The sequence below is a fragment of the Mesorhizobium sp. P170090 genome, assembly GCF_057786115.1.
Genome location: NZ_JBYNWH010000001.1, coordinates 3528838 through 3546882 on the forward strand (window position 1 = coordinate 3528838; position 18045 = coordinate 3546882).

Here is an 18045-nt window from a genome sequence, read left to right on the forward strand (position 1 = left end):
ATTACAATTCGTCAATGTCGAAATAGGGCGAGCCTCCAAAACGAAAAGCCTCACCCCATCCGCCCACGCGCTTCCACCTTCAGCGTTTCCAGCACCTTGTCACCGTCGATCAGATGCACCTGGTCGAACAGGTTGGTCACGACGCAGCAATGATCAGGCACCACGCGAACGCGTTCGCCGATGCGCAGGCTCGCGCCATTCGCAAGCGTGACCGTGCCATGTTCCTCGCTCAAGCTGGTGACGCGGGCGCCGGGCATGCCGAGCAGCTCGCCAAAATCGGCGAGCCCCAGCGTGTCGCTGGACAGCGCCTTGCTGCCGCTGTCGAGGATGGCGCGGGCCGGCGTCGGATGGCTGACCACGGTGGCGAGCACCGTCAGCGCACAATCGTCGAGCGTGCCGACGCCTTTGGCGACCTGGTAGCGGTCGAGATAGATGTAGGTGCCGGGGCGGTATTCGGTGACCACGCTGTCCTCGCCGGAGCGCCACATATCCGGCGTGCCGCCGCTGGAGATGCGTTCACAGGCGAGATCCGACGCCGCAAGGGCCTGCTTGGCGCCGGCCAGCCAGGATTCGGCCTCGGCGGCGCGGCCTGCCGCGGGGTAGGTCATCAGTCCGCCGAAGGTGAGCCCCTTGGCCTGGTCGATGATTTTCGCCAAGGCCAACGCCTCGGCGGCGCTCTGCACACCGCAGCGGCCCATGCCGGTGTCGCATTCGACCAGCACGGGCAGGGGCCGCCCGGCATCGATGAAAGTAGCGGCGAGCCCCTCCAGCGTTTCGCGGCTGTCGGCCGTCACTGACAGCGTCACACGACCATGCAGGGCCTTGAGCCGCTCCAGCTTGGCGCGGCCAAGGATGTTGTAGGGCAGGAAAATATCGGTCAGCCCGGCATCGGCCATCACTTCGGCCTCGCCGATCTTCTGGCAGGTGATGCCGACCGCGCCGGCCGCCATCTGCTTCTTCGCCCAATAAGGCAGCTTGTGCGTCTTGATGTGCGGCCTGAGTTTCAGCCCGTGGCGGTCGGCATGCGCCTGCGCTCGTGTGATGTTGGCTTCGGCGCGGGCCGCGTCGATGAGGATCGCCGGCGTGTCGAGGTCGTCTATGCCTTGCATGAATGTCACCCTGGGAAATCTGGCTGGACTTATGGCCCCGATCCGCACGGATGTCATGGGGCCAGCATGCAGTTTGCGTCGACACCGCAGCGCTGTTCGGCTATGCGCTTCAGATGACTCCAGGGAACGCGACGCGAAGGGATCACGATCATGAAACGCTCCACCGTCAACGACATCATCCGCGATGCAGACGCCTTCATCCGCTCGTTCGGCTACATCATGCCGCCCTTCGCCTACTGGAGCCCGGAAGAGATGAAGGCGCGCAAGGCCGACTCCGCCGCCATTTTCACCTCGCGGCTCGGTTGGGACATCACCGATTACGGCCAGGAAAAATTCGACGAACTCGGCCTGTTCCTGTTCACCGTTCGCAACGGCGTCTATGCCGACATGAAGAAGGGCATGGGCATGCTTTATGCCGAGAAGATTATGATCTCGCGCAAGGATCAGCTGTCGCCGATGCATCGCCACAACATCAAGGCCGAGGACATCATCAACCGTGGCGGCGGCAAGCTGGTGCTCGAACTGTTCATGCACGATCGCGACGGCGGCATCGATCCGAAGGCCGAAGTGTCGGTGCCGGTCGACGGCACCATCCACAGGTTGCCGGCAGGCGGGCTGCTGAAGCTCGACCCGGGCCAGAGCGTGACGCTGATGCCCGGCGTCTGGCACGCCTTCTGGGCCGAGGGCAAGGATGTGCTGATCGGCGAGGTCTCGACCGTCAATGACGACCTTACCGACAACGTCTTCCGCGAACCGATCGGCCGCTTCTCCAACATCCACGAGGATGTCGCGCCGGTGCACCTTCTGGTGTCCGATTATGAGAAGTGGGTGGGATAGGGGGAGCGTTTCCAACTTCTTCCAGCTCTACGCAATGCACAGATCTTCTGTGACTGGAGCGTGACTGATCGGCTCGAGGCTTGATTGCCAGGTGGTTCCCCCAATCCGTCGCTGCTTCGCAGCGACACCTTTCCCCCCTCCGGAGGGAAAGGAAGGGAGCGTTTCTGGACTAGCATTGACGGCAAAAAACTTGGCGCCTTCCTCTACCCCGTCGATCGGGGGAGAGGTGGCTCGGCGAAGCCGAGACGGAGTGGGGGTCGACCAGCACAGCATAAGACAATGCATGTGCATCCCGTAGCCATTCTACGGGGAGAAGGTGCCGGTTCACCTCGTAGCGGAGCGCAGCTGCTGCGAAGGATGGGCAGGCGGATGAGGGGCAGCGCTGACGGTGCAGCAATCGCGGCTACCGCTGAAACTTATCCGCCTTACGCGTCCCCAGCAAAAGCTTGCGCTCAAGCTGTGCCCGCAGCTCGCCATAATAGGCGGTGAGGAAGGCCCTGGAATCGACGGCATCGACCATCATGCCGATCTTGCGCCCGATCGTCTCGGCCACCGCTTTCAGCGCGAAATAGTCGTCGCGGCGCAGCACCTCTTCCAGCTTGTGCAGTTCGGCAATGCCATAGGCGTCAAGCTGCGCCTGGGTGAAGCGGAAGGCGCGAGCGTTCTGGCGTTGCGACAGGTCCTCGACCAGCGCCAGTTTCGGCGCCTCGACCACCCAGGTTCCGGCAAGCAGGTCGCCGATGCGCATGCGGTCGCGGTTGAACAGCGGGAAGAGCGCAAACAGCAGCGTCCACACCAGTCCGAAGATCGTCGTCAGCGTGTCGGCGAGCCCCATCTCGCTGCGGCCGAGGATGATCGATAGCGGCAGGAAGATCTCGATCTCGCGCATCAGGTTGCGGGCAATGACCTGATCGACTGACAGGCCGGCGCCGCTGCGCGACGCCACCCGGATGCCGAGCATCCGCTTGCCGGGCGTGGCGGCGCAGCGGCCGGCTTCGAAGACGATGAAATAGGCGTTGCGCAGGAAGAAGATCAGGATGATCCAGACGATGAACAGCGGCTGCGCGCCTTCGCCTTTGAGGCCGGCCAGCCCGAACAGTGCAACGATCGAGATCACGATCGCCGTGACGATGATGATGACAAAGTCGAGCAGGAAGGCGGCGGCGCGGGTGCCGGCATCGGCGAGCTTGATCCGGAGATCGACGCCTTCCGGCGTGACCAGCGGCCGTATCGTCGAGACGGCAGCACGCCTAGCGGTTGCCATGCCGCACCACCCTGAACACATAGAAATAGCAAAGCCACAGCGTCAGCATGACGCCGCCAATGGCATAGCGTGTCACGTCGCTGGTGATCACCTGCCTGCCGATGCCTTCGAGCAGGCCGGCAAACAAAAGCATGATCGTCACCCCGACCATGGTGGTGGCGGCCACGCGCCCGGCATAGGCAGCAGCCGTCATCCGCGTCAGTTCGCCGGGGAAGGCGATGCGCGTGCCGATGCGCATGCCGGCGGCGCCCGCCAAGGCGATCGCGAAGATCTCGGTGGTGCCGTGGATGGACAGCCAGCCGCCCAGCTCCAGCCCGAGCCCCTTGGCGATGTAGATCTGGAACATCGCGCCAAGCAGGCAGCCATTCATCAGGATCAGGAGCACGCTCGGCACCGCGAAAGCAAAGCCGAGCGCGAAGGCAAGGATCGCCACCTGGACATTGTGCGTGAACAGATAGGCGGCGAAGCCCGACAGGAAATTGCTGTCGGCGCCGTCATAAAGCACCTGTCGCAGGACTTCGACTGAGGCATCCGGGTTGCGCCCGCCGGCCAGGCTCGGCGGAATGATGGCGTCGAACCAGCCCTTGTCTTTGGCCACCAGCCAGTAGCCGGCGCCGGCGCCGACAAAGGTCAGGACGACCGACAGCAAGGTCTCGCGCCACAAATCGCGAATGGCATGCGGCCAGTCATGCAGAAAGAAATCGCCGATGCGCTGCCGCAAGCCGCGACGCGCGCCGTAGAGGTAGAAGTAGCCGCGCAGGCACAGCGCTTCGAGATAGCTGACCAGCGCATTGTCGAGCGACGTCGCCCGCGCCACCGAAAGCGAGGACAGCGCCGAGCGGTAGAGCAGCGGCAGCGACAAAAGCTCGTCTTCCGACAGCGTGCGCGGCGCACGTTTCTCCACCCGGGCAAGCAGCGCCTCGAACGCCTTCCAGTCGGCCTCGCGCTCCGAACGGAAGCTCGCCAGCGACTGCCGCACCGCATCCTTGCCGACCAGCGCGTTCACAACAGATCCTCTCGCTTGAGTTCGAGATAGCGCTCGACCAGTGCCGGCCCGAGCCTCTGATGGTCGGCTTCGATGACATGCGCGCCGAGCAGCCTGAGCCTGCCGATGACGACCTGCCTTTCGCGCAGCAGCCCGCCGGCGACAACCGAGCGCGCCACATCCTCCGGTGCGTCCGGCGGCATGTCGGCCAGTGTCTCCAGTTCGACATCCTTCATCATCATGAACAGCACCAGATGCCGTTCGGTGATCCGGCCGACGGTGCGCAGCATCAGTTCGGCGCTGATCGGATCGACGAAGTCGGTGAAGATGATCACCAGCGAACGCCGGTCGAGCTTTGCTGCAAGGGTCGTCAGCGCCAGGGTGAAATTGGTCTCTTCGGTGGAATAGTCGATCTCCGCCGCCCGCTTCTGGATCATGGCGAAGCTGGCGGAGCCGCGCACGGCGCCGCTGGAGACGCGCGGCCGCGCATCGAAGCCGAACAGGGAGACCATGTCGCCGCCCTTCAGCGCAATGAACGCCGACAGCAAGGCTGCGGTGACGGCGCGGTCGACCTTCGGCACGCCGTCGACGGGCTCGCACATCAGCCGGCCGCTATCGATGGCCAGCACGATGTTGTTGTTCTCCTCGATACGGAATTCGCGCGCCAGAAGCCTGCCGTGGCGGGCGCTGCGCTTCCAGTCGATCATGCGCCGGCCCATGCCGGGCTGGTAGTCCTTGAGCGCCTCGAATTCGCGGCCCTGGCCGGCGCGGCGCTGCGCATGTCCGTCGGGCAGCGCCTGGCGCTGCAGAAGCGTGATCGCTTCGTCGCGGGCGCTGCTGACGTTGGGCAGCACCGCCACCTTGCCGTCCATCGGCAGCACCACCTGGTTCCAGACCAGCCCGAACGGCCCGCGCCAGCGCACCCACAGGCGATCGAACCTGGCAATGCCGCGCCGCAGCGCCTGAAATCTGAGATCGAGCGATGCGCTGCCGGCCTCGGCGGTCGATGCGCCGCCGGTGCCGCCCAGCGGTTGCAGCCGCTCGTCATGGCCAAGACGCGCCTGCACGGCGCGCGGCCGTCCGCCGAGCCTGGCGGTGACATTGACGGTGAGCTGGCCGCCGACGCTGACCTGCGGCGGGGCGTGGATGCTGGCGTTCAGAGAAGCCCGTCCGCGCCCGGCGGCCGCGTCCACGGCCAGGAAAGCAAGCAGCGCGCAGATCCACAACAGGCCGAGATACCACATCGACGGCAGCGCGAGCGCGATCAGGAAGGCCGGTATTGCACCGGCCGCACCTGCCCAGACTGCCCGGCCGCTCGGATAAATCAACGTGGCGCTTCCGTCTGGTCTACAAGGTCGGTCACGATCTGTTCGACCAGGCGGCCGTCGATCTGCGCCGCCGGCGACAGGATAACGCGATGGCGCAGCGCCGGCACGGCAAGCGCCTTGACGTCGTCGGGGATGACATAGGCACGCCCGTCGAGCGCTGCCCGAGCCCGTGCAGCTCTCGCCAGCATGGCGCCCGCGCGCGGGCTGGCGCCGACCTCGAGGTCGGGGCTTTCGCGCGTGGCCCGCACCAGCCTGGCGATATAGTCGACGACATCATCGACCAGCGTAACCTCGCCGACGGTCGCCAACGCCTTTTCCAGCGTCTTGCGGTCGGCCTGGGCCTTGATGCCGTACTGCTTGATGTCGTGCGAGGCGGTGCCGCCGCCATGGTGGATGATGATCGCCTTTTCCTCTTCCGGGCCGGGGTAGCTCACCCGGTGCTTGAACAGGAAACGGTCGAGCTGGGCTTCGGGCAGGGGATAGACGCCCTGGTGCTCGATTGGGTTCTGCGTCGCGACCACCATGAAGTTCGGGCCGAGCGCATGGGTGGTGCCGTCGAAGGTGACGGCATGCTCCTGCATCGCCTCCAGCAGGGCTGCCTGGGTCTTCGGCGGCGTTCGGTTGATTTCGTCGGCGAGCAGCAGATCGCAGAAGATCGGGCCGCGCGTCAGCGTGAACTGCCCGGTCTGGAAATTGTAGATGTTGGAACCGACGATATCGCCGGGCATCAGGTCGGGCGTGAACTGGATCCGGCCATAGGCGACGCCCAGCGCGTGGGCAAAGCAGCGCGCCGTCATCGTCTTGGCCGTGCCCGGCGGTCCCTCGAGCAATATATGCCCGCCGGCGAACAATGCCGTGAGCATCAGATCGACCGTATCGTGTTGCCCGGTGATGGCCTTGGCCACCTCTTCCCTGATCTGTGTCGCCAGGGCCTTCACATCATCGACGTTCACCGAGCCTCCTTGCCGTCCAGTCGTGCAGCTTTTCGGCTGCATCATGCATTTGTGTCAGGGTCTTTGCCGCGTTCGCAGCTTGCAGGCGGGTCGTGAACCCGCCGGCTTCGTCCTTGTCGCGGGAATCGAGCCAGCGGTCGAGCGCTTCGCCCTGCAAACCGTGCGGCGCGCCGAGCAGCGCGCCGGCGCGCACCCGCGCCAGGGTTCCATAGCGGTCGCCTAGTTCTTCCAGCCGGCCGGCGCGGCGCAACAGCATCGCCGTGGTGTCGACCAGCGCGCGTTTGCCGAAGGCGATGGCGCGCTGATCGGCCCGTGGCGGCCCGAACCGGCCAAGGCCATGCAGGAAGGCAAGTGCCGCCGCCGCCAGGATGGTCAGCGTCAGCGCCAGGAAAGGCGGTTCGACCAGAAGCTTGGCGAGATCGTATTTTCGCCCGACGCCATGCAGCGTCAGGTCGAACATGACGGCACCCTCTTCGGGCTGGAGGAGCTCGATCAGCTTGAGCGCCGCCGCCGCCTTGTCGGGATCTTTCAAGCCAGCGTTGTTGATGAGATCGGGGTCCGTCAGAATGTAGAACCGCTCGTCTTCGACCTCGGTCAGCACGGCCTTACCGTTGCCGGCGGCAATCAGCGGGTGTTCGTCGGCCACCCATTGCAGCTGGTCGGGAACGCTGACCATTTGCCCTGGGACGTCGAGTTGCTTGACCGTGGTCTCACCTTCGCCGAGCTTGGCCTTGGCGATCCGGGCGAGCCAGTCGTTGACCACGACGTCCGGCAGCCGCTGGATCTTCATCTCCCACCCCTCGTGCTCGAACAGCGGCAAGGTCGCCCATTTGGGCAGCACGAACAGCGTATCCAGGCCCTTGCGAAGCTTGACGATGTTGGCAAGCGCATCCGGGTCGCTGTCGGGCGAAATCGTGACGATCAGGAGGTTCGTGTCGATCTGGAGATCGCTGTCGGACCGCGCCATGTCGGGCGCTTCGCCGGTCAGCTCCAGCCATTCCGCCAAGCCGGCATAGCCGATGCCGCTCTTCGAGAGCGGCGTTGCGCCACCGACGCTCGGCTGGCGAAAATCGGGGGCATAGGTGGACAAAAGGAAGAAGCCCGCCGCCGCGAGCAGGCTGGCGAAAATGCCCCAGAACACCGTCCTGCGGCTGAACGGTTCCTGCTGGGCGATGTCGGCTGTCGCGTCACTCACGTCCAGGCATCCCTGAAGACGAATTGCTCATAGGCGCTGCGCGCCTCCTGCCAGCCCTCGGGCCCGACCGGCCGGCGCGCGAACAACGCCGCCTCGACGATGCGCGCGATCTGGGTAAAGGCGCCACGCGCCCGCGTTGGCAGCGACGCCGCTCCCGCGATATCGCGCGCGGTCAGCGACGGGCGCAGGAAGTCGGGCAGGCGGCCGGCAATGTCGGCAACGCTGCGGCGCAGCAGGAGATGCACCGCCTCGTCATACTCGCCCCGGGCGGCCAGCGCATCGGCTTCCGACAACAGGATCTGCGCGGCGCCAACGTCGGGGTGCCATATCGCTTCCGCCTCGGTCACGCTCTTTTTGCGCCACCAGGGCAGGCGCCAGGCGACGCCTTTCACTTCAAGGACAATCAGCAGCAGAATGATCGCGGCACCTGTGATCACCGCGCCCCAGAACAGGTAGATCATGTACGGGCCGAGCGATTTCAGGAACTCGCCCAGCGGTCTCAGCCACTCGGGTGTCTCGGGTGGTCTGTAGGCCGGCAGGTCGAACTGGATCGAATTGTCCGACAGCAACTGCTTGTGCAGTTTGGCCAGCCATTCGGCTTGCGCAGCGTCCGGCTGTGCAGCAGTCACCTTTTCGCCCCCCCTGCAACCTGCGGTTCGCGGGCCGACACTGACAATACGCCAAGGCAATTGCAAGCGGCGGCAACCGCAAGTATCAATATCGGTGATTTATACTTTCTGATTTCGGGTATCCATTAGTCGGGGGGAATGTAACATGACGTCAATCGCGAGCGAGCGGCCGGAACGGTTCAGCATCGGCAGGGCTTTCAGCAATACGTTTTCGGTAATCGGACGAAGCTTCGTCCCACTTGCCGCCATCGTCGGCCTTTTTTCGACGCTGCCTGCGCTGCTGTACAACATCTGGAGCTTTAGACAGATTGCAAAGATAGCAGTACCTGGGGCGAGCTTCGAGCAATCGGCGATGGCGGGCTATGGTGCCGTTTCGATGATTGCCGGCCTGGTGCTCCTGATCTTGGCCTTTCTGGCGCAGGCGGCGCTGGTACGAGCGACAATCGAAGATTTGAACGGCAAGCGCCCGTCGATTGGCGATTGCATTCAGATAGCCCTGCGCAGCTTCCTCCCCACGCTCGGAATTGGTCTTGTGATCATCGTGGCAATGTTTCTGGTGGCGATGATATTAACGGTCATCACCATGGCCATCCCCATCGTCGGCGGTGTGATTGCACTTCTGTCGCTCATCCCCATAGCCATGTGGCTGATCAGCATATCGGTGGCTGTGCCCGTCGCGGTTCAGGAAAGGCCTGGCGTCTTCGCCTCGATTTCGCGAAGCAGGGCGCTGACGAAGGGAAGCCGCTGGCGGATATTCGCGCTGTTTCTGGTCCTCGGCATTGTTGCGATAGGGCTACAAGTGGTTTTCACCTTGCTGTTTCAGGCTGCTATTGCGAGCGGCGGGATCAGCACGACCGGACTCATTGCCGCCGCCATCGGAAGCAGCCTGCTGTCGACAATCGTTTCGGCGGTGATTTCGGTGGCGATTGCCGTCACCTATGTCGAGCTGCGCCAGGTCAAGGAAGGCACCAGCGTCGACGAACTGGCGCAGATATTCTCGTAACGAAGGTTTTGGCCCGAGAACAGCCAGTCACGTTGGCGCGATTGGCCGGGATCTAGCTCGGGCCGGAAGGGGTAATCGTGGCATCGACGGCGGCGGCGCGGCTTGAGAAGTTCCAGATCGGCAGGGTTTTCAACAACACCTTCGCCGTGATCGACCGCAATCCCGGTCTGATGATTGCTTTGGCGGCGCTTTTCCTGGTCCTCCCAGCAGTTGCGCTCAATCTGTCGAACCACTGGAATGCCGGCCCCAACGGCTACATCGCCACACCTCCACTCGGCGCGAAGTGGGTCATTATGAGCAGCTCGTTCTTATCGCTCGTTTCAAGCCTGATCTATTTCGTTTGCGCGCTGTTGTTCCAGTCCTCGCTGGTGCAAGCGACGATAGAGGACCTGAACGGCAAGCGCCCGGTGATCGGCGACTGCATCCAGATAGCCTTGCGCAGCATATTGCCGACGTTGGGGGTGGGGCTGATTGTCTTTTTGGCCATGATCCTTGGCCTCATCGTGATGGGCATCGCCGGAATGTTGGTGCCGATCTTCGGAGCGATCATTGCCTTCGTGGTGTTGCTCGTTGCCGGCATCAGGTGGCTACTCGGCATATCGGTTTCCGTGCCGGTGCTGATGCAGGAGCGGCTTGGCGTGTTTGGCGCGATGTCGCGCAGCCGTGCTCTGACCAAGGGCAGCCGCTGGCCGATGTTCGGTGTCTTGCTGATCCTGTTTTTGGCGGCGCTTGCCTTCCAGATGATGTTTGCCTTGCTGATCGGCCTGATTTTCGCTTTCTTCAGCGGCCTCTCGACGGTCGCCCTGATTTTCGGCGCTTTCGGAAGCGTCCTTATCGTGACGGTCGTGTCCACGGTGGCATCGGTGGCCATTGCGGTCGCCTATGTTGAACTGCGCCAGGTTAGGGAAGGCACCAGCGTAGACGAACTGGCGGAGATTTTCTCCTAGAAGGCGAAGCCGACTCGGCTGGTCGGGCGGCGGGATTTCAGTGACAACAGCTTGGCCCCGCCTCCGCGCTCGTCCGACACAGGCACGACGAGGTGATCGCCACATCCCGCGCGAGCTGGACATGGTCGAAGCAGCGTTTGGCCGCACGGTCTGCCTCGTCCTTGCCGTGCTCGTTCCAGGTGAGGTTGTAAAAAGGCCCGGCGGCATAGGCGATGCCCCAATGCACGAAGGCGCAATCAGGATCTGTCTCCAGCGCCTTCTCGAAGCACTTTATGCCTTCCTCATGGTTGAAGCCGTAGCACCAGTTCAGCCCGATATCGAACCAGCGCTGCGTCTCGGCCGAGGCGGTGGAGATTGGACGGCGATAGGTGCCGAGGTCGAAGTGGTCCATGCGTTCTCGTGCAAAATATCGAGGCCAAAGTCTATCAGGCCTTGAACTCAATCTTGGGGTGCTGACCTAGGTAAAGTGCGAAGCAATCTGTTCGACAGGGTCCTTGTCTGGGCGCACCAAAAACCAGAAGATCAGCCCTGTAGCGCCACCGAGTATCCCTATGAAGGAGCATGCATAGAGAACTCCGCCGATTCCCAATGGAGGACTCCACTTACTGAGGCCGAAGACAAACGCTGGAACAAAAACTGCCAGAAAGCCAACGACGACGTATACCCAAAAAAACTGCCAGCGCCGTCGGGTCAGGACATAGAAGGCCGGAATTCCTACCACCGCCTCCACAACATAGAAAACAAGGGTTACGAAGATGAAGCCCGACAACGGCCCCGTCTCAGGGTGGTTCGCATGCCAATTGTAGCCGGGCAGGATCGCCGGAATAATGGGTGCAAGAATGAAAGCCCAACGGGCGCGCATGTGTATTCTCCGGAATGACGCGAGCCCACAGCGGCGCCTCGTCGACACACCAGACCGATCCACGGTCGCCGCGTCAAGACAGACACCGTCGTAAATGCTCGGAGTGCGCTGCAGGTATCTACCTGAGCGACATACCGCTCAGGTGCCAGCCGGTATGCGGCGTCCCCGAAGGATCACCCCTCCAGCCACACCTTCTCAAAATGCTGTTCCAGCGACTGGTGCTGTTCGCAGCCTTGCACGCCCTTGCGGTAGGTGCGGTAGACCGAGCGCCAGTAGGGCTGGATGATGATGCCGGCATGGCGCAGATTCTGTTCGATCTTGGCCATGATCTCCTTGCGCTGGGCAGCATCCGGCGTTGCCAGCGCCTTGTCGAGGAGTTCGTCGAACTCTTTGTTGGCGTAAGCGCTTTCGTTCCAGGCGGCGCCCGATTTATAGGCGAGCGCCAGCACCTGGACGCCGAGCGGGCGGCCCAGCCATTCGGTGGTGGAGAAGGGGTATTTGCTCCAGTCGTTCCAGAAGGTCGCCGCCGGCAGCACGGTGCGCTTGATCTTCAGGCCGGCCTCGCGCATCTGCGCGGCGATCGCGTCGCCGGTGCTCTTTTGCCATTCGATGTCGACCGAGATCAGCTCGAATTCGTGGTCCGTCTTGCCGGCCTCGGCGAGCAGTTTCTTCGCCTGATCCATATCTCGCTTGGCCGGACCGATATCGGCAAACTCAGGATGCATCGGACCGACATGGTGGTTGTCGGCGGGCTTGCCGCGACCGCCGAGGCCCAGCGCCAGCACGGCGGAATTGTCGACGGCAAGCTGGGCGGCGCGGCGCACCTTGACGTCGTCATAGGGCGCGTTGCCGACATTGAAACGGGCAACGATGGTCGATCCGGTGGCGATCTCGGAATTCAGCAAGCCCATCTGCTCGGTCTGCGACACGGCGTCGGAGGCGGTCTCGTGGTCGGTGTCGATCTCGCCGGATTCGAACGCCGACAGCATCGCGTTGGGGTCGGAGCCGTAATCGACCCATGTGATGCCGTCGAGGTAGAAGTCGCCCTTCCACCAAGGCTTGTCCTTGCGCTTCACCTCCGCACTGGTCTCGGCATTCCAGCTGACCAGTTCGCAAGGGCCGGTGGTGATTGCGAGCGCCTTCATCGGATCGTCGCCGCCCTCATAGGAGCGGTGCATGATCAGCGCGGGATAGTCGGCCATCCCTGCGATCAGCGAAATGTCGGGTTTCGGCAGATTGAGCTTTACGGTGAAATCGTCGACCTTCTCGATGCCGCCATCGACCGGCTTCTTGGTGTCGGCATTGACCAGCGCGCCCATGCGCGCGGCGACCGAATTGCCGGGGACGGAAGCGTCGCACCAGCGGTTGAGATTGTGGATGACGTCATCGGCGTTGAAGACGTCGCCATTCGACCAGGCGATGCCCTTGCGCACATGCAGCGTCAGCGTCCTGGCGTCGTCGCTGGTTTCCCAGCTTTCGAGCAGCCACGGCTCGAAGGTGAAGTCGCGGTTCCAGCGCACCAGATATTCGTTGCAGTGGCGCGCCACATTGGACATCTCGACACCGTCGAAGGTGCGCGGATCCTTGAAACCCTTGACGTTCATGGCGACGCGCAAGGTGCCGCCGCGTTTCGGCTCTTCGGCCCGGGCAGGCGAAGGGGAAAGGCCGCCCAGCGCCAGCGCGCCGGCGGCACTGACGCCAAAGCCGGCCATGATGGCGAGATATTCGCGCCGGTTGACGCCGCCCTTCCTGAAACCATCGGCAACGGGCTTCGCCTGCGGGTGCAAATTACGGTCGGTCAGCATGAATTTCATCGTCGTTCCCTTTTTTGTTGGGCGCCCCGACGGTCCGCTTCCGCTGGGGGCGGATGCGATCGCCGAGGCGCCGTTGCCTGAGCAGGTGATGATAAAGCGGGCCGACACCGGGAAATGTTCTCTTTTCCGCAATTCTTGTGCACCACTCCGCAGAGGTAGACTGCCAATCTCCCCCCTTGTTGTGGGGGAGATGTCCGGCAGGACAGAGGGGGGCGCTGTCCCGCCATCCCGTCTGCCGACTGGAGTATCATCGCAGATAATCGTTGCGTTGATCTAGGATATTGAAGGGCCGCGATCCTTCGCGCCCCCTCTGGCCTGCCGGCTTTCGTCGTTCGGAAAGCCAAGCAATTGGCTTTCCATCCGCTACGCGGACCACTCCTCAACCCCCATGAGGGGGAGATCAGCGCTTCGCCGCCTCAATATGGCCAGTCGTTCTTGCCGAGCACGGCGACGGCGGCGATGGCTGCAAGCGTGCACACGAACGCCTCGCCGGCGCGCGGAACATTTTTGCGGGCACGCAGAAAACTGTGCACGAGGCGGGGCTCCTCATACCACCAGGCGCGGCCGCCTGCCGCAACGATGCGGTCGCGATAGGTCTCGCCGTCCGATGACAGCGGATCGCATTGAGCGGTGATGATGACAGTCGGCGGCAAGCCGGAGAAGTCATTGTCGCTCAGCGGCGAAAAAGTCGGGTCGTCGGGCGACTGTGCCGGTGCGGAGCGAATGGTGCGGTAGAACGCGATGTCGCGCAGCGTCAGCAGCGGTGCCTCGGCATGTTCGACATAGGAGCCGGCGCTCTCGTCGCCGCCGAGGCCGGGATAGATCAGCACCTGGCCAACCGCGCGGCGCGGGTGGCGGCGCGACGCATGGGCGACCGCGGCGGCAAGGTTGCCGCCGGCGCTTTCGCCGACGAGCACGATCGGCAGGTCCGTTGTCACCGCCGCCCATTCGAACACGGTCAGCGCGTCGTCGAAGGCGGCCGGGTGGGGATGTTCCGGCGCCAACCGGTAGCCAACCGAGACAACGTCGAAGCCGGTGCCGGCGCAGATTTCGGCGCAGATGTCGTCATGGCTGTCGAGCCCGCCAAGCACAAAGCCGCCGCCATGATAGTAGACGATGACGGCGCGCACGGGCTTGCCCGCCATCCGATAGTAGCGGATCGGGATGGCGTGCCCTGCAGGGGCGGCGATGATGCCGTCGCTGGCCGAAACCCCCTTGGGATAACCCTGATGGAAGGCGCGGCACATCGCATCATAGACCGACCTTTGCTCGGCGATCGGCAGTTCGGCGATTTCGGGTGGGAACCAGTCATTGACCAGGTCGATATAACCCCACAGTGCCGGATCGAGCAGGGTGGCGTATTTCCCCCGCCTGGCCATCTTGAGCTTGTGGACCGTGCCCATCTCTCAGAGCTCGCCGTAGAGCCGTTCGGCGTTTTCAAAGGTGAAGCGCAGCGGCACCGAGCCCTCGACCCGCCATGCATCGACGGTGTCGCCCGCCATCAGCCGGCACGCGTCTATCGTGTTGGTGACGGCGCCGCCATAGAGCCGGTTGGCAAGGTTGAGGATGGCGGTCTGGTGCATGGCGGCACTGCCGCTGCCGCAGGCATCCTTGACCAGAAGCACACGAAAGCCGGATGCGACCGCGTCCTTCACGGTGGCGTCGATGCAGGCCTCGGTCCAGACGCCGGCGACGATCAGCCATTCGATGCCGCGCGCCTTGAGTTCGGTTGCGGCAGGTCCGGCGCCGAAGGCGCTGGCCTGCGTTTTGACCAGCATCGTCTCGCCGGCCGCGGGCGCCACCTCATGGCAAATCTCGGTCAGCGGATCGGTCTTGTCGGAAAAGGCAGACTTGCCGTCGGCGTCGAGCGGATGGAACGGACGCGCCTTGGCGGTATCGACGACATAGGCCCAGTGATAGAGCGGCACGAAGTTGCGCCGCGCCGCCGCCTGCAGGCGCTGGACGTTGGCAAGCACCTCGCCAAAACCTTCGACCAGATAGCGCTTGTCCTGCCGATGCTCTTCCTGGAGGTCGATGAACGCCGCGGCGACCGCGCCGCGTTTGATCGAGATGGGGCTTTTCATGTGGACGGGCCTGGGTTCGCGACCGCCGCCATTCCGTTCAGCGAAGTCGCGCAAACAGTGGTGATTGGCCGGTGCCTCCCCACCTTCGTCATCCACGGGCGAAGCAGGAGCGAAGCTCCGTGGCGGAGACCCGAGGATCCATGCCGTGACGCTGGTCGGAGAGTGCGGCGGAGCAGAACTTGTACCGTTGCGGCGCGGATGAGTCCCGGCATGGATCCTAGGGTCTGCGCCGCGTCGCTGCGCTCCTTGCTTCGCCCTAGGATGACGAAGGCATAGCTGCCGCGACTATTCCCGAAGGTTTGCGATACCGCGCTGACGTTAGTGAGGGACGCTGCGATCAAACCTGCTTCTCCAGAAACTCATCCTCATAGGGAAAGCGCGACAACAATTCGGTGCCGGTGTCGGTGATCAGGATTTCGTCCTCCAGCTTGACGCCCTCGCGGCCGCCTTTCTCGCCGATATAGCTTTCCACGCTCACCACCATGCCGGGCACGACAACACCGTCGCGGCCGTAGGTTTCATAGTCCATGGCGTGCGCTATGAACGGCGTCTCGCCATGCATGCCGACGCCGTGCATCACCGAGGTATAGCGCTGGTCGACGAAACGATACGGGATTTTCCACGCTCTTTCGGCGATTTCGCGAAACGCCATGCCCGGTTTCACGATCGAAACATTGTGCTGAACCTGGTCGTGCGCCATGCGGTAAAGCGATTTCTGATAGTCGGTCGGCTTGCCCGGCCCGCAGCGGAAGGTGCGCGAAAAATCGGAATAATAGCCATAGCAGCCGATCGTGTCGGTATCGAGCGCCAGAAGCTCGCCCGGCCGGATTTTGCGGCCGCTGGCCTCGTTGAACCACGGATTGGTGCGCTGGCCCGAGGTGAGCAACCGCGTCTCGATGAACTCGCCGCCCTGGCGGATCACCTCGCCATACATGATGGCGAACAGCTCGTTTTCGGAGACGCCGGGTTTTATCGCCTCGCGCACGGCATAAACAGCGGCTTCCGCGCCGGCCATCGACACCTGCAGGCATTTGACCTCCTCAGGCGTCTTGACCGCGCGCACCGCCAAAATCTCGCCCTGGCAATCCTTGACTTCGCAGCCGCGCTTTTCCAGCGCCAGCGCCTGCAAATGGCTGCAGCGGTCCAACCCGAGCTTCATCGAGCCGCCGCCATGTTTCTTCAAAAGCTCGGCGATCTCGTCGGCGAAGGGGCCGGCGGTTTCGTCGTCGCGGCCCGACACCGAAGACCATACCAGCTTGGACGGGCGCGCCTCGTCGATCGTGTCGAGCACCATCGAGACATGGTAGCTCTGCGGGTATTCGAACAGCACGATCGGCCCGTCGGTCGGGATGAAGAAATACCGCGTCGAGTTGCGCAGGAAATAGCCGAACATGTTGCGCGAGCCGGTGGCATAGCGCTGGTTGTAGGGGTCGAACAAAACGACGCCCCCATAGCCCGCCTCGCGCATCCAGCCGCGCAGTTTCGCCAGCCGCCCTTTGCGCAAGGCGTCGGCATCGATGAAGGACGGCTCGGTGTCCGACAGCCACATGCCACCGGCCGAGTCAGCCGCAACCGGGTGGCGCATGCGGTCCTTGAAATCCACATCCTCGGTGCTGTCGGGGTCGAAAACGACGATGCTCATTGGGTGCGCCTCCTGAAGGGCTAGACCATAGCCATGCGCCGAAAAATGTCTGTGCGAGAATCCGCAGATGTCGTGCGAAATGCCGCAAGAAGGGCATGGATACAAAGGGCAATGTAGCGATCCTTCGCGCCCCCTCTGTCCTGCCGGACATCTCCCCCACAAGGAGGGAGATTAGCAGCTTTCGCGTCCCGCTCGCCCTGCAACGTTGGTGATTGGCGAAAGCCGAGGCGACATCTGATCTCCGCCCGTGTGGGGGAGATGTCCGGCAGGACAGAGGGGGGCGCTGTCCCGCCAGCATCTCACCGCGTTAGCGCGCAGCGCCCTCTAATGCCGCCGCATCGCCTTCGGCGCGTGCCCATGCTCCTCGCGAAACGCTCGGGCAAAACTTGACATGGACGCGAAGCCGCAGGCCAGCGCCACGTCTCGCACCATCAGCGTCGAATGGGCCAACAGGTCGGCGGCGCGCCGCAGCCGGAGCCGCCGGTAATATCCATTGGGCGAAATGCTGAGCTGGGCGCGGAAATTGCGCTCCAACTTGTCGGAGGAGACCCCGAGACGGGCCGCCAGTTCCGTCATGCCAAGCCGCTCTTCCACCGCATCCTCCATGATGGCAATGGCCGACAGCACCAGTTCGTTCTGGACGCCGGTGCGCAGCCTGAGCGGCATCAGCTTGCGGTCGACGCTCGAACGCAAGGGGCTGTGCACGAACCATTCGGCAACGCCCGCCGCGAGCTCGCCGCCATAATCGTTGGTGATGATCTCCAGCATCATGTCGAGGCTGCCGACGCCACCGGCCGAGGTGAAGCGTTTGCGGTCGATGACATAGAGATCGCGCCGAAGCTCGATATCCGGGAAGGCCTCCGTGAAGGCCGCCTGGCTGGTCCAGTGCAAGGTGCAAGCATGGCCGTCGAGCAAGCCGGCCCTGGCGAGGAAGAAGGCGGCGTCGGCCACCGCGCCGATATGGGCGCCGGCGCGCAGGCTCCTGCGGATCCAGGCAACCGCATCGTCCGCGACAAGCAAGTCCGCATTGCCGCCGGAGCAGACGACGATGCGGTCGACCTTCGGTGCGCTCGAGGCTGAGAATCCCGGTTGTATGACAACCCCATTGGACGCCTCGACCGTGCCCTGGTCGGCGCCGACGATCACCCAGCGGTAACAATCGCGCTTGGCCAGCACATTGGCGGCGCGCAGCGGCTCGATCACCGAACTGAACGCCATCATCGGAAAGCCGGGAAAGACCAGCACAGCGAAGGTGAGGGGACCTTCGCTCGCTGCGGGTTGCGCCCGGTCGTGTGTTTGGCTGGCACGGTCGGTATTCACAATTGTGTATTTCCTGGGAGCGTCATTGGTGGCAGACAGGAAATGTAACGGGCTTTTTGGCCCGCCGGCAATG

17 protein-coding genes are annotated in these 18045 nt (G+C 63.5%); 3 read left to right on the top strand and 14 right to left on the bottom strand.

The window, feature by feature from the left end:
• Positions 1-50 precede the first annotated feature (50 nt).
• Positions 51-1109: a D-TA family PLP-dependent enzyme gene (locus AC3EML_RS16905; RefSeq protein WP_352497320.1), complete on the bottom strand. Its 1059-nt coding sequence runs from the start codon at positions 1107-1109 to the stop codon at positions 51-53.
• A gap of 150 nt (positions 1110-1259) precedes the next feature.
• On the opposite strand from AC3EML_RS16905, the gene AC3EML_RS16910 reads away from it, so the two are divergent.
• Complete coding sequence (locus tag AC3EML_RS16910) at positions 1260-1946, top strand: D-lyxose/D-mannose family sugar isomerase (protein WP_352520902.1); 687 nt, start codon at positions 1260-1262, stop codon at positions 1944-1946.
• Between the two features lie 403 nt (positions 1947-2349).
• Here AC3EML_RS16910 and AC3EML_RS16915 read toward each other — a convergent pair whose 3' ends face one another.
• From AC3EML_RS16915 to AC3EML_RS16940, 6 genes are read right to left on the bottom strand one after another with little or no spacing between them, the layout of a single operon-like run.
• Positions 2350-3210, bottom strand: a complete 861-nt coding sequence (locus AC3EML_RS16915) for an RDD family protein (RefSeq protein ID WP_352520901.1) — start codon at positions 3208-3210, stop codon at positions 2350-2352.
• Positions 3197-4216, bottom strand: coding sequence for a stage II sporulation protein M (locus AC3EML_RS16920; protein ID WP_023672889.1), 1020 nt, complete (start codon positions 4214-4216; stop codon positions 3197-3199). Before AC3EML_RS16920 ends, AC3EML_RS16915 begins: the two co-directional genes overlap by 14 nt.
• A complete protein-coding gene (locus AC3EML_RS16925; RefSeq protein ID WP_352520900.1) occupies positions 4213-5523 on the bottom strand; it encodes a DUF58 domain-containing protein in 1311 nt (436 codons plus the stop codon). Before AC3EML_RS16925 ends, AC3EML_RS16920 begins: the two co-directional genes overlap by 4 nt.
• Positions 5520-6476 carry an AAA family ATPase gene (locus AC3EML_RS16930; protein ID WP_352446618.1) on the bottom strand — a complete coding sequence of 319 codons (957 nt, stop codon included), beginning with the start codon at positions 6474-6476 and terminating at the stop codon, positions 5520-5522. The genes AC3EML_RS16925 and AC3EML_RS16930 overlap by 4 nt, the downstream gene beginning before the upstream one ends.
• A complete protein-coding gene (locus tag AC3EML_RS16935) occupies positions 6463-7671 on the bottom strand; it encodes a DUF4350 domain-containing protein (RefSeq protein WP_352520899.1) in 1209 nt (402 codons plus the stop codon). Before AC3EML_RS16935 ends, AC3EML_RS16930 begins: the two co-directional genes overlap by 14 nt.
• Positions 7668-8300 carry a DUF4129 domain-containing protein gene (locus AC3EML_RS16940; RefSeq protein WP_488505268.1) on the bottom strand — a complete coding sequence of 211 codons (633 nt, stop codon included), beginning with the start codon at positions 8298-8300 and terminating at the stop codon, positions 7668-7670. Before AC3EML_RS16940 ends, AC3EML_RS16935 begins: the two co-directional genes overlap by 4 nt.
• 145 nt (positions 8301-8445) lie before the next feature.
• Here AC3EML_RS16940 and AC3EML_RS16945 point away from each other — a divergent pair, with 145 nt between their 5' ends.
• Positions 8446-9303: a hypothetical protein gene (locus tag AC3EML_RS16945; protein ID WP_352520898.1), complete on the top strand. Its 858-nt coding sequence runs from the start codon at positions 8446-8448 to the stop codon at positions 9301-9303.
• Between the two features lie 146 nt (positions 9304-9449).
• A complete protein-coding gene (locus AC3EML_RS16950; RefSeq protein ID WP_352520897.1) occupies positions 9450-10250 on the top strand; it encodes a hypothetical protein in 801 nt (266 codons plus the stop codon).
• Positions 10251-10287: 37 nt separating this feature from the next.
• Here AC3EML_RS16950 and AC3EML_RS16955 read toward each other — a convergent pair whose 3' ends face one another.
• From AC3EML_RS16955 to AC3EML_RS16985, 7 genes are all read right to left on the bottom strand, one after another.
• Positions 10288-10641 (bottom strand): hypothetical protein, encoded by a 354-nt coding sequence (locus AC3EML_RS16955; RefSeq protein WP_023821145.1) that lies wholly within the window; start codon positions 10639-10641, stop codon positions 10288-10290.
• Positions 10642-10707: 66 nt separating this feature from the next.
• Positions 10708-11112, bottom strand: a complete 405-nt coding sequence (locus AC3EML_RS16960) for a hypothetical protein (RefSeq protein WP_352520896.1) — start codon at positions 11110-11112, stop codon at positions 10708-10710.
• Between the two features lie 173 nt (positions 11113-11285).
• On the bottom strand, positions 11286-12926 hold the full coding sequence (locus AC3EML_RS16965) for an ABC transporter substrate-binding protein (RefSeq protein WP_352580015.1): 1641 nt from the start codon (positions 12924-12926) through the stop codon (positions 11286-11288).
• A 416-nt stretch (positions 12927-13342) separates the two neighbouring features.
• Positions 13343-14329, bottom strand: a complete 987-nt coding sequence (locus AC3EML_RS16970) for an alpha/beta hydrolase (RefSeq protein ID WP_352520894.1) — start codon at positions 14327-14329, stop codon at positions 13343-13345.
• A 3-nt stretch (positions 14330-14332) separates the two neighbouring features.
• Positions 14333-15010 (bottom strand): isochorismatase family protein, encoded by a 678-nt coding sequence (locus AC3EML_RS16975; RefSeq protein WP_352520893.1) that lies wholly within the window; start codon positions 15008-15010, stop codon positions 14333-14335.
• Positions 15011-15347: 337 nt separating this feature from the next.
• Positions 15348-16652 carry a M24 family metallopeptidase gene (locus AC3EML_RS16980; RefSeq protein WP_352520892.1) on the bottom strand — a complete coding sequence of 435 codons (1305 nt, stop codon included), beginning with the start codon at positions 16650-16652 and terminating at the stop codon, positions 15348-15350.
• 324 nt (positions 16653-16976) lie between these two features.
• Positions 16977-17873, bottom strand: coding sequence for a GlxA family transcriptional regulator (locus AC3EML_RS16985; protein ID WP_245270993.1), 897 nt, complete (start codon positions 17871-17873; stop codon positions 16977-16979).
• Between the last annotated feature and the right edge of the window lie 172 nt (positions 17874-18045).

Bases quoted from the DNA above. Each gene is read 5' to 3' on its own strand.
- AC3EML_RS16970 (WP_352520894.1), bottom strand. From the start codon at position 14,329: ATGGGCACGGTCCACAAGCTCAAGATGGCCAGGCGGGGGAAATACGCC.
- AC3EML_RS16945 (WP_352520898.1), top strand. From the start codon at position 8,446: ATGACGTCAATCGCGAGCGAGCGGCCGGAACGGTTCAGCATCGGCAGG.
- AC3EML_RS16905 (WP_352497320.1), bottom strand. From the start codon at position 1,109: ATGCAAGGCATAGACGACCTCGACACGCCGGCGATCCTCATCGACGCG.
- AC3EML_RS16975 (WP_352520893.1), bottom strand. From the start codon at position 15,010: ATGAAAAGCCCCATCTCGATCAAACGCGGCGCGGTCGCCGCGGCGTTC.
- AC3EML_RS16980 (WP_352520892.1), bottom strand. From the start codon at position 16,652: ATGAGCATCGTCGTTTTCGACCCCGACAGCACCGAGGATGTGGATTTC.
- AC3EML_RS16965 (WP_352580015.1), bottom strand. From the start codon at position 12,926: ATGAAATTCATGCTGACCGACCGTAATTTGCACCCGCAGGCGAAGCCC.
- AC3EML_RS16960 (WP_352520896.1), bottom strand. From the start codon at position 11,112: ATGCGCGCCCGTTGGGCTTTCATTCTTGCACCCATTATTCCGGCGATC.
- AC3EML_RS16985 (WP_245270993.1), bottom strand. From the start codon at position 17,873: ATGATGGCGTTCAGTTCGGTGATCGAGCCGCTGCGCGCCGCCAATGTG.
- AC3EML_RS16915 (WP_352520901.1), bottom strand. From the start codon at position 3,210: ATGGCAACCGCTAGGCGTGCTGCCGTCTCGACGATACGGCCGCTGGTC.
- AC3EML_RS16955 (WP_023821145.1), bottom strand. From the start codon at position 10,641: ATGGACCACTTCGACCTCGGCACCTATCGCCGTCCAATCTCCACCGCC.
- AC3EML_RS16910 (WP_352520902.1), top strand. From the start codon at position 1,260: ATGAAACGCTCCACCGTCAACGACATCATCCGCGATGCAGACGCCTTC.